Here is a 10,170-nt window from a genome sequence, read left to right as displayed (position 1 = left end):
AAGTTAGCGTTCATTCTGCCGCTGCTGTTTGCGTTGCCACTGATCCAGCAGCTTGATGATAGTGTCCTCCATCTGTTTCGGGGTGTAGCTGCGTGGGAAATACTTCCGCAGGGTGTCGTTTTTGATGACCACTTTGTCCAGTTCGTCCTTTTTTTCTTCTCCCATAACGGCAAAGGCAACGTCATACGAGAAGTGCCCTTCCTGCGCCAGCTTTTTGAGCCGCTGCGCTTGGGAAAGGGATGGAGCATTCTGGGTGTCTTGCATCGCTTCTAAAAAATCCCGCTGTTGGCTTTCGTCCAGATAGGACAACTCCACAGCGGGATTAAAAGCAATTTTCTTTTCGTCTACCATATCCAGCAGTTCCGGGATAAGGTTGGTCAGGCGGATAAAACGCTGGACTTGCTTATAACTTTCGCCTGTTCCTTCAGCAACAATCTCTGTACTGCGTTTCCCGAAATAATCTGGGACAACTTGTCCCACATTTTTGGGTCGTCCAACAGTTCGTTCGATTGCTTCCAGCTTCATCTTGTAAGCGAAAGCCCTTTCACTGGGCAGAATGTTCTCACGTTGGAGATTGCTGTCCACCATGAGCAAAACAGCGGCATCATCATCCATCTGACGGACGATAACGGGCAGGGCATCCAGCCCGGCAAGCTGTGCAGCGTGCTGGCGGCGGTGCCCGGAGATGATCTCGTAGCCACCTTCCGGGCGTGGGCGGGCAATCAGCGGAGACAGCACACCGTACTGTTCCACGCTTTCTACCGTGCGCTGCATGGACTCGTCATCCAAAACCTTAAAGGGGTGGTTTTTGAAAGGAAACAGCTCTCCGATGGGGATTTGCTGCACCTGTTCCCGCTGCTGCTCCTGCCGGGATTCCTCGGTGGAGAAAATGTCATCTGCCCCTTTCAGCGACACGTTTAAGCTGCCTTTCGGCATTCGCCATCACCTCCTCGGTCAGAGATTTATAGGCTTCTGCCACCTTGCCTTTGGGGTCATGCTGGAAGATGCTTTTGCCCACAGCACTGATTTCCGCAGCACGGACAGACCGGGGAATGGTCTGGTCGAACACCTTGATCTTGCTGCCGTAAGCACCCCGAATCAGATTGTCGATCTGCTGCCCATAGTTGGTGCGGCTGTCGGTCATAGTCAGCAGGATACCCTCAATTTTCAGCTTGGGGTTGATTTGCCGCCGGACCTTCTGGACGGTCTGCAAAAGCTGTTCCAAACCCTTTGCAGACAGGTACTGCGCCTGCACCGGAATCAGGGTGGTGTCCGCCGCTGCCAAGGCATTGACGGTCAGCATCCCAAGGGAAGGGGTGCAATCCAACAGGATAAAGTCATATTCTCGTTTTGCACCGTCCAACACCTGCTTGAGCATCTTTTCCCTGTTCATGGTGTTGACAAGAGAGACTTCCAGCCCTGCCAGTTCAATGTTTGCCGGAATCAGGTCAACGCCCTCTGCATGGTGCAGGATGCCTTCACCGGGCGGAATGCTCTGGCCGTTCATGGCTTTTGCCATCAGGGTGGAAAGAGTGGTGGGCAGTTCATCGGGCTGCTGCCAGCCCATGCTGATGGTCAAGCTGCCCTGCGGGTCAGCGTCCACCAGCAGAACTTTTTTGCCTTCGGCTGCAAGTCCAACGCCCAAATTTTCACAGGTGGTGGTCTTGCCGGTTCCGCCCTTCTGGTTGACGATGGCTATTGTGGTTGCTTTCTTTGAAATTTTCATCATCTCCGATTCGCTAAGTCGTGGTTGGTTTGGTTCTGGTAGGAAAGCTGCATTGTAGTCGGTGCGTTGTACAGAGAAGCAAGCAGATATTGTTTCATGTTTCGGATCGGGCTGCTGTTCTCTGCAAGGCACTTCAGCACAAAGCGAATATGGTCGGCGTTCAGCTTCATAAACCGGCTGCGTACCACTTCGGCGGGCTTATCGTCCCCGGCAATGCGCAGCGTCTTGCGGTTGGTGGCGCAGGTGTCCACCAGCAAATCTACGATCTGATAGATGGTGTCCTCATCATCCGGGCAGAGCCGGAGCAGAAGTTCCACCTCCAAAGACTGAGAAAAGTATTCTTCCAGTTGAGTGCGTTTGCTCATCCCATCTGCTTCTTCTGAATAGAAAGGATACGTTTCACTCTTTTCAGTATTATTTTCATCAGTCTTATTACATCGTGATTTTGCAGGGTCTTGACTTGCGCTTTTGAAGCCTCCAGAATCGTGAAAATCACGATTTGGGAATATTGATTTTGACGATTCTGCTGAAAAGTTCTTCACATACACCAAACTTGGCTTTCCCAGACCTCTGCGTTTTCGTTCAATCAAACCAAACTTTTCAAGTTCCCGGAGCAACTTGGTTGCTTTGTTGTCTGCGCAACACAACGCCCTCTTGACATCCTCAATGGTGAAGATGATGAACACCCGGCCCTGCTCGTCCAGCCAGCCATTTTTGACGGAAAGGCTCATGCGGTCAAGCAGGATGCCGTACAGTGTTTTGGCATCGGTTGACAAAGTCTGGAACTGTGGCTCCTGAAACAGTGCTTTGGGGATACGGTAGAAAGCGAAAAGCTCTCCGGCTTGTCCATAGAAGTAATCAAGGGTCATGTTGCAGTACTTTGAAATAGTGGCAATACGAAATTGACATTGGAGAGAACCTCCTTGCGATAAATTTGCGCTTTTCGGCTTACAAACAGAAAAATTTGTGGTATGATAAAATAGAAAAGAGCAATAGTAGAATATGGTTTGCCTCTGAAAGAAAGTAAATTCAAAAAAGAAATGATATATCAATAGAATTTAAGAAGTCGGAAAGGAAGATTCGGATAGAATGAAAGCGTCTGTAATGCTCGAAGTCCCTCGTGAATATCAAGAGGCATATCGTTCCTTGAATGAGTGTAGAGAAATTGATTATCAGGTGATGTCTGCGGATAACTTCACAGCTGAAGACATTGTAAGCATTTATGTTCTGATAACAGCAGACCCTGTAGCGACAGCAGTTGTGAGTGAAATGATAGTTGAGCTTCTTAAAAAGATCACCCATGAAGTGCTGATTCGATTGAAGAAAGCAAAAGAAAAGCAGAAAACAGAGAACAGTTCTGAGACACATGTAAGGCTTTTGACCCGTGAGACACCGCTTGAAAACGGAGGAGTCCAGATTGAGCGGGAAGTCATTGTAAATAAACCACTGGATAATGATCATATTTGTGAGCTGATTGATAAACTGGTAAAGCTCGATAAATAAAAAGAAGGTATTTTCACATGGAAAATGCACATGATATGCGATTCATTTTCTATCACAAGCGGAATATTGATGAGGGAAGAGATAGCGTATATACTTTTGTGAATATGCTGGAACAGGCGCAGATTGATGTTGTAGACAGAGCTGTGTTAAAGCATTCATACGAAGAAGAAGATTTCGTAGATGAAGAAATGCTGCATTTGATTCTTGAGACACTTGATATTCACATACCAATTCAGTATACACCACGGTGCAGGAGGACGATGAATGCTGAAGCATATGGACCAACTGAGCCGGGAATTTTGATTGACGAATTGTTTGAGTATACGATTATTTCGTTTCTCTTTACGATGTATTCTCTTGCATATGACCAAAGCGAAGAAAATACGATACGCTGTATGAAGAATTTTTACGTGATTGAAGATCTTCAGCGGAGACAGCACCAGTTTGGAACGCATAATCAGGAACAACTTTATCGGATGTCGATGTTACCAGAAAATTTGATACACACAGCAATGGACAATTACTGGACAATTTGGACGTTTGTTGTGGGACACGAGTTGTATCATCTTATGAATCCAGAGGATCAGGAAGGAAAAAAGACCGAATTTCGTGCGGATCGATATGCGTACCAGTTACTTATTAAGCTTATCATGAAGCAGAAGGCAGGAGAAATCCCGGAACAATTAAGGGTTTTCTATGAATGTCAGTATTTGGCACCAGCTATCTTGTTTGAAATGTTTCGTCTGTTTGATGTATATTCAGAACTGAGAGGTTTAGAGGTGAACCTATCAAGCCATCCAGCTCCAATAGAACGGCAGAAAAATATTTTGGAGTTGTCAGACACAGATGTTCCGGAGGAAATGGAAACAAAGGATGGAAACTTGCTGCTGAACTGTATTTTGGACAGTAGTGAAATGGCTGAAAACTGGCTGCGAGATAAAATTCGAAAAGGAAAACTGCATCCATTGGATACACTTGGATAAAACAAGCCGAAATTTTCAAAGTTACTGCAGCTAACAGAAAGTCTTACACGGTTGTGTCAAGGGCTGAAACCGACAGTGACGCAGAAACATTGTAAAACCTCCGCTGAAAAAATTTTTATTGAGAAATGAAAAAGGCGCAACTTCGATTTTGCAGGTCGAAATTGCGCTATGTAATTAGAAATGGAAAAATATTGCCTTGCTCTAGTGCCATAAATTGCACGAAACATCTTGACAGCAAGTATATCTGACTGTAGAATACAATTCAATAAGTCTTTGCTCTTTGAAATTGTCTTTATTGCTGGTTGGATTCCAAGGTCAAATTACACTTTTGTGGAAATAAAACGAATCAACGCCGAATATCGTTCATCCTCACACCTTTGTGTGGGGGTGCGTGAGTGCGTGGTTCGGGAGAGCGCTTGCATGGCATGCAAGAGGTCACCGGTTCGATCCCGGTATTCTCCACCAGAAGGAAAAGCACCGCACGGAAACGTGTGGTGTTTTTTGTTGTTACCGACCAAAGGAGAAACTATGAGCTACGCGATCGTATTCAGCAGTAAAACAGGCAACACAAAATTATTGGCAGACACGCTGCACGCCTGTCTGCCACAGGAAAACTGCTGCTATTTTGGCACCCCGGACCCTGCTGCCATGGAAGCAGACGACCTCTATGTGGGCTTCTGGACAGACAAGGGAAACGCTGACGAAAGCACTTTGGACTTTTTGAAGCAGCTGCACGGCAAAAATATCTTCCTTTTTGGCACCGCCGGCTTTGGCGGCAGTGAGGAGTATTTCAACAAGATCCTGAAAAAGGTGGAGCGTTCACTGGACAGGAGCAACACGGTCTTCGGCCGTTATATGTGTCAGGGCAAGATGCCGCTTTCGGTACGCCAGCGGTATGAGGGCATGAAAAAGCAGCCGATCCATCTGCCCAATCTGGATGCACTGATCGAGAATTTTGACAACGCCCTTTCTCACCCGGATGCAGAAGATCTGGAACGGTTAAAGCAGGCGGTAAAATGATCAAAAGGCAGCGGTTTTCCTCAAACAGAGGAAGCCGTTGCCTTTTTTGCTTAGCGGATGGTCCTACGCTCCTGCCTGCGGCTCCGCGGTTCTTATCCCACGCTTCTTTTATAAAAGAACAGGTACTGCTGCACGATGCCTGCTTCCAGCCCGAACTGCGGGAACGGGTCCTGCCCGGCAAATTCGTCCCGGATGAGCCGTTCGATCCAGACATCCACCGGCACACGGCCCACACGGCCATAGCCGAACAGACACACGCAGTTTGCCACCTTTTTGCCAACACCGTCCAGTTCCATCAAACGGGCAAAAAGTGCTTCATCGGGCAGGGAAGCCAGCTTCTTCAGGTCCAGTGTGCCCTCTGCCGCCTGCTGCGCCGCATGCAGCACGTAGCGGGTGCGGTAGCCAAGACCGCACTCCTGCAGCGCCTGCTCCCCGGCACAGCAGAGCGCTTCTGCTGTCGGGAACGCATACACCGGCCCTTCGCTATCGCTGCCCAGCCGCTCGCCAAACCGCTCCGAAAGCAGCTCTACCGCCCTGCGGATAGCCGGGATGCTCTTTCGCTGCGAGATGATGAAGCTGACCAGCATCTCCCACTCATCCTGACGCAGCACCCGGATGCCCCGGCCGTATTCCATGGCACGCTGCAGAAAGTCGTCCCGGCTGTCCAGCTTTCCGCGCAGGGCGGCATAGCTGCGGCCAAGGTCGAAGTAACCGTGCCAGAAGGTTTCCCATGCGCCCGGCTCACACCGCACCGTGTAGGTTCCGCTGCGCAGTGGTCTGAGGTAAAGCAGCTGTCTCCCGGAAACAAACCGATACCAGCCCTCCGCCTGCTTCCGGGGGCGAAAGCACTGGCCGCTTTCCAGAATTTTGTCCGGGTCGAAATCATCCCGGATCTGAACCGTGTTCTCTTCCAGCTCCATTGCCCCCATCACAGCTCCAGCTCCCGGTACACTTCGCCTTCCAGCGTTTTCCAAAGGAAAGTCTCCCCTTCCAGTGTCATATAGCTATGTGCACTCCCCTCCTTTGGGATGCTCACAGAACCGGGGTTCAGGTAGAGATTGCCTTCGCCGAACTCTGTCCACGCCGGAATGTGGGTGTGGCCATGCAGCAGGATATCCCCCGGAGCCAGCGGCGGCAGGTTTTTCAGGTTGTGCACATGACCGTGGGTAGCGTAAACGAGCCGCCTGCCCACCGGCAGCACCGCATAGTCGGCCAGAATGGGAAAATCCAGCACCATCTGATCCACCTCAGCGTCACAGTTGCCCCGCACGCACAAAAGCGCCGGCTTCAGCCCGTTCAGGAGCGGGATGACCTCCTTCGGGGCATAGCCCTCCGGCAGGTCGTTGCGGGGGCCGTGATACAAAAGATCCCCCAGCAAAAGCAGCCGGTCTGCTCTCTCCCGCTCAAACGCTTTGATCATTTTTTTGCAATAAAACGCCGACCCGTGCAGGTCGGATGCGATCATCCATTTCATGGCAGGATTCTCCTTATTTTATAAAGTATCTATTTTTATTTTAGCTTCCCGGTGAAAAATGGTCAAGTCTATAAAAGTCATACTTTATCCGTTTGACCTCTTGACATCTGCCGGAAGCCGTGTTATCCTACAGTTAATAAAATTCGTGTGGATTTTTACAGCAGTATGCTACTTTTCGCCACACAATGACTTCAAAAAAGCCATTGTGTGGCTTTTTTGCGTCTGCGTTTGTTTTCGAGCAGTCTCGCCCTGACGATTCCGCGGCTGCAGTAATTCATTCCTTTTCTCTACAGGAGCAATGCAAACACTATGAACGAGACCTTTATGAAAGAAAAACCGGTGCTGCCGCTGTTGGTATCCATGGCGCTGCCCAATGTTATTTCCATGCTGGTGAACAGTCTGTACAACATTGTAGACAGCCTGTTTGTGGCCCGCATCAGCGAAGACGCCATGACTGCGTTGTCGCTGGTGTTCCCGATCCAGAATTTTGCCAACGCCATCGCCATCGGCTTCGGTATCGGCATCAATGCCATGATCGCACTGTACCTTGGCGCGGGCGACCACAAAAAGGCCGAGACTGCCGCCACCCACGGTATGGCGCTGAGCCTGATGCACGGCATTCTCATCACCATTGTCAGCATTGTCATCATGCCGGGCTTTTTGCGCCGGTTCACCAGCGACGCAGGCCTGATCGCATCCGGCATCACCTACTCCACCATCGTATTCCTGTTTGCCACCATCAACATGGCGGCACTGGCCTTTGAAAAGATGTTTCAGGCCGTGGGCCGCATGAAGGTGACTATGGCGGCGCTGATCTTTGGCTGTGTGTGCAATATCCTTCTGGACCCCATCCTGATCTTCGGCCTTGGCCCGGTGCCTGCCATGGGCATTGCGGGTGCGGCCCTTGCCACCGGCATCGGCCAGCTGCTGAGCCTGTGCGTTTACCTTTTCGTTTACGTCCGTACTGAGCTGCCTATCCGACTGCGCCGCAGCTGCCTGCGCCCGGATGCTGCACTGGACGGCAAACTGTATGCCATCGGCGTGCCGGCCATCCTCAATCTGGCCCTGCCCTCTCTGCTGGTTACCTTCCTGAACGGCCTGCTGGCGGGCTTTTCCCAGAGCTACGTGGTGGTGCTGGGCATTTACTACAAGCTGCAGACCTTCCTGTATCTGCCCGCCAATGGCATCGTGCAGGGTATGCGCCCGCTCATTGGCTACAATTACGGTGCCAAACAGCACGCCCGCGTGAAAAAGCTCTACGAACTCACCCTCATCATGAGTGCTGCCATCATGGCTGCGGGCACGGTCATCTGCCTGTTCGCTTCCCGCCCGCTGATGCAGCTGTTCACTTCCAACCCCGAAACCGTCGCCATCGGCCAGACTGCCCTGCGCATCATCTGTCTGGGCTTTGTGGTTTCTGCCGTATCCACCACCTCTTCCGGTGCACTGGAAGGCCTTGGCAAGGGCGCAGAATCGCTGGTCATCTCGCTGTGCCGCTACATCGTATTCATCATGCCGCTGGCCGCTGTGCTGTGCCATTTCCTTGGTGCCAACGGCGTGTGGCATGCATTCTGGATCACCGAAGTGCTGTCCGCCATCGTGGCTTACCCGGTGTACCGCAAGGCAGTTGGAAAGTGCTGAGCCTTCTTGAAAGCGCTGGACGGCGAAGGACAAGTAAAATAAAATAGTTTCAAGCAGTTGAGGGAGAGTTTGCCAAAAATCCTCCCTCTTTTTTGTGCATTTTATTTGACAGTACGCAAAAACTGCGGTAAAATAAGGTGTTTGTTTTCCGGCATTTCGGCTGGAAAAGCGCAATTTAACAGAGGATGTGGGAAAAATATGATCGAGACGATCACGGCCGTCAATCAGGCGGTCAACCAATTCATCTGGGGCGTGCCCGCCATGGTGTGCATCATCGGCGTAGGCCTGCTCCTGAGCGTTCGCACGGGCTTTTTGCAGATCCGCAAATTTCCCTACGCCATCAAGATCACCATTGGACGCATGTTCCGCAAAAAAGACGCTTCCGATGGCGCCATGACTCCCTTTCAGGCAGTGTGCACCGCGCTGGCCGGCACCGTGGGCACCGGCAACATTGCCGGTGTGGCAGGCGCGATCGCCATTGGCGGACCGGGTGCCGTGTTCTGGATGTGGTGTTCTGCCCTGCTGGGCATGTGCACCAAGTTTGCCGAGGTCACGCTGGCGGTGCACTACCGTGAGCGCAGCGAGGCGGGCGAATGGGTAGGCGGCCCCATGTACTACATTAAAAACGGCCTGAGCAAGCATTGGCAGTTTCTTGCTGTGCTGTATTCCCTGTTTGGCGTGCTGACCGTGTTTGGCACCGGCAATGCCACACAGGTAAATACCATCGTTGCCGCTATCGATACCGCTCTGCTGGAGTACGGCGTGGTGGGCGGCGGTGCGCTTTCTACCCTGAACCTCGTGGTTGGCATCGCAGTGGCCATGCTGGTGGCCATGGTGCTGCTGGGCGGCATCAAGCGCATTGGCAGCGTGAGCGAAAAGCTGGTGCCCTTTATGGCTCTGTTCTACATCGTGCTGTCCGTGGGCGTTATGGTGCTGAACTTTGAGCGCCTGCCCTATGTGTTCGAGTCCATCATTGCGGGCGCGTTCAACCCGGCAGCGTTCACCGGCGGCACCATCGGCAGCCTGTTCGTCAGTATGCAGAAGGGTGTGTCCCGCGGCATTTTCTCCAACGAGGCCGGCCTTGGCACCGGCTCCATTGCCCACGCCTGCGCCGACACCAAAAAGCCGGTCAAGCAAGGCATGTTCGGCATCTTTGAAGTGTTTGCCGATACCATCGTCATCTGCACCCTGACTGCCATGGTCATTCTGTGCAGCGGCACCACCGTGAACTACGGCACCGCCGCCGGTGCAGAGCTGACCATCAGCGGCTTTACCACCACCTACGGCGGCTGGGCTTCCATCTTTACCGCCGTGGCCCTGTGCTGCTTTGCTTTTTCCACCATCATCGGCTGGGGCCTGTATGGTTCCCGGTTCCTGGTGTTCCTGTGCCGCAGCGATAAGGTGGCAAAGCCCTTCTTTCTGGTCTACTCCTTTGTGTCCATTCTGGGCGCAACGATGGATCTGGGCCTGCTGTGGAGCATTGCCGATACCTTCAACGGCCTGATGAGCATTCCGAACCTGCTCGCGTTGCTGCTGCTTTCCGGCACGGTGGTCAGGCTGACCAAAGAATTTTTTGCATCGGAGGGCTGATTGCCCACAACAAAAAGAGGCTGCTGCAAGACAGCTCTCCAAAAACATTGTACGAAACCCGGAACTTTTTCAGGGCCAAAACGGCTCCAAAAGGTTCCGGGTCTTTGATTTTTCGCAATTTCCCCGCGCAGGCTGCTACCGCTTTTTTTCAATCCCCTTATTCTGCCCGCGTCCGGCTCTTTTCAACCCGGACAGTTCATGTTACAATATACATTAGAAATAAAAAATGAATC

The 10,170-nt window shown here is 51.6% G+C and carries 10 protein-coding genes; 5 read left to right on the top strand and 5 right to left on the bottom strand.

The window, feature by feature from the left end; all coding sequences use genetic code 11:
- Positions 1 to 3: 3 nt before the first annotated feature.
- Genes QZL71_RS02485 through QZL71_RS02475 form a run of 3 tightly spaced genes read right to left on the bottom strand, consistent with a single transcriptional unit; the run spans position 4 to position 2,595 of the window.
- Positions 4 to 936: a ParB/RepB/Spo0J family partition protein gene (locus QZL71_RS02485; RefSeq protein ID WP_015565191.1), complete on the bottom strand. Its 933-nt coding sequence runs from the start codon at positions 934 to 936 to the stop codon at positions 4 to 6.
- Positions 893 to 1,726 (bottom strand): ParA family protein, encoded by an 834-nt coding sequence (locus QZL71_RS02480; protein ID WP_294647618.1) that lies wholly within the window; start codon positions 1,724 to 1,726, stop codon positions 893 to 895. Before QZL71_RS02480 ends, QZL71_RS02485 begins: the two co-directional genes overlap by 44 nt.
- Positions 1,726 to 2,595 (bottom strand): DUF6017 domain-containing protein, encoded by an 870-nt coding sequence (locus QZL71_RS02475; RefSeq protein WP_294647612.1) that lies wholly within the window; start codon positions 2,593 to 2,595, stop codon positions 1,726 to 1,728. Before QZL71_RS02475 ends, QZL71_RS02480 begins: the two co-directional genes overlap by 1 nt.
- A gap of 220 nt (positions 2,596 to 2,815) precedes the next feature.
- Between QZL71_RS02475 and QZL71_RS02470 the strand changes: the two genes are divergently transcribed.
- The 3 genes from QZL71_RS02470 (at position 2,816) to bilS (ending at position 5,232) form a co-directional block, all read left to right on the top strand.
- Positions 2,816 to 3,229 carry a hypothetical protein gene (locus QZL71_RS02470; RefSeq protein WP_097770917.1) on the top strand — a complete coding sequence of 138 codons (414 nt, stop codon included), beginning with the start codon at positions 2,816 to 2,818 and terminating at the stop codon, positions 3,227 to 3,229.
- Positions 3,230 to 3,246: 17 nt separating this feature from the next.
- Positions 3,247 to 4,212, top strand: a complete 966-nt coding sequence (locus tag QZL71_RS02465) for a hypothetical protein (protein WP_097770918.1) — start codon at positions 3,247 to 3,249, stop codon at positions 4,210 to 4,212.
- Positions 4,213 to 4,740: 528 nt separating this feature from the next.
- Positions 4,741 to 5,232 carry a flavodoxin family protein BilS gene (gene bilS / locus QZL71_RS02460; RefSeq protein ID WP_005945663.1) on the top strand — a complete coding sequence of 164 codons (492 nt, stop codon included), beginning with the start codon at positions 4,741 to 4,743 and terminating at the stop codon, positions 5,230 to 5,232.
- A 92-nt stretch (positions 5,233 to 5,324) separates the two neighbouring features.
- On the opposite strand, the gene QZL71_RS02455 is transcribed toward bilS, so the two are convergent.
- Both QZL71_RS02455 and yfcE read right to left on the bottom strand, forming a co-directional pair.
- On the bottom strand, positions 5,325 to 6,161 hold the full coding sequence (locus tag QZL71_RS02455) for a DNA-3-methyladenine glycosylase family protein (protein ID WP_294647611.1): 837 nt from the start codon (positions 6,159 to 6,161) through the stop codon (positions 5,325 to 5,327).
- Entirely contained in the window at positions 6,161 to 6,706 is a 546-nt protein-coding gene (yfcE, locus tag QZL71_RS02450; RefSeq protein WP_120080168.1) for a phosphodiesterase, read from the bottom strand. The genes QZL71_RS02455 and yfcE overlap by 1 nt, the downstream gene beginning before the upstream one ends.
- 309 nt (positions 6,707 to 7,015) lie before the next feature.
- Between yfcE and QZL71_RS02445 the strand changes: the two genes are divergently transcribed.
- Both QZL71_RS02445 and QZL71_RS02440 read left to right on the top strand, forming a co-directional pair.
- Positions 7,016 to 8,347: an MATE family efflux transporter gene (locus QZL71_RS02445; RefSeq protein WP_097775315.1), complete on the top strand. Its 1,332-nt coding sequence runs from the start codon at positions 7,016 to 7,018 to the stop codon at positions 8,345 to 8,347.
- A gap of 198 nt (positions 8,348 to 8,545) precedes the next feature.
- Positions 8,546 to 9,937, top strand: coding sequence for an alanine/glycine:cation symporter family protein (locus tag QZL71_RS02440; RefSeq protein ID WP_005945656.1), 1,392 nt, complete (start codon positions 8,546 to 8,548; stop codon positions 9,935 to 9,937).
- The last annotated feature ends 233 nt before the right edge of the window (positions 9,938 to 10,170 follow it).

The organism is uncultured Faecalibacterium sp., assembly GCF_900066275.1.
Lineage (GTDB): Bacteria > Bacillota > Clostridia > Oscillospirales > Ruminococcaceae > Faecalibacterium > Faecalibacterium taiwanense.
The sequence above is the reverse complement of the archived record's forward strand: the minus strand, read 5'-3'. Positions and strand labels throughout refer to the sequence as shown.

Bases quoted from the DNA above. Each gene is read 5' to 3' on its own strand.
- QZL71_RS02485 (WP_015565191.1), bottom strand. From the start codon at position 936: ATGCCGAAAGGCAGCTTAAACGTGTCGCTGAAAGGGGCAGATGACATT.
- QZL71_RS02480 (WP_294647618.1), bottom strand. From the start codon at position 1,726: ATGAAAATTTCAAAGAAAGCAACCACAATAGCCATCGTCAACCAGAAG.
- QZL71_RS02475 (WP_294647612.1), bottom strand. From the start codon at position 2,595: ATGACCCTTGATTACTTCTATGGACAAGCCGGAGAGCTTTTCGCTTTC.
- QZL71_RS02470 (WP_097770917.1), top strand. From the start codon at position 2,816: ATGAAAGCGTCTGTAATGCTCGAAGTCCCTCGTGAATATCAAGAGGCA.
- QZL71_RS02465 (WP_097770918.1), top strand. From the start codon at position 3,247: ATGGAAAATGCACATGATATGCGATTCATTTTCTATCACAAGCGGAAT.
- bilS (WP_005945663.1), top strand. From the start codon at position 4,741: ATGAGCTACGCGATCGTATTCAGCAGTAAAACAGGCAACACAAAATTA.
- QZL71_RS02455 (WP_294647611.1), bottom strand. From the start codon at position 6,161: ATGGGGGCAATGGAGCTGGAAGAGAACACGGTTCAGATCCGGGATGAT.
- yfcE (WP_120080168.1), bottom strand. From the start codon at position 6,706: ATGAAATGGATGATCGCATCCGACCTGCACGGGTCGGCGTTTTATTGC.
- QZL71_RS02445 (WP_097775315.1), top strand. From the start codon at position 7,016: ATGAACGAGACCTTTATGAAAGAAAAACCGGTGCTGCCGCTGTTGGTA.
- QZL71_RS02440 (WP_005945656.1), top strand. From the start codon at position 8,546: ATGATCGAGACGATCACGGCCGTCAATCAGGCGGTCAACCAATTCATC.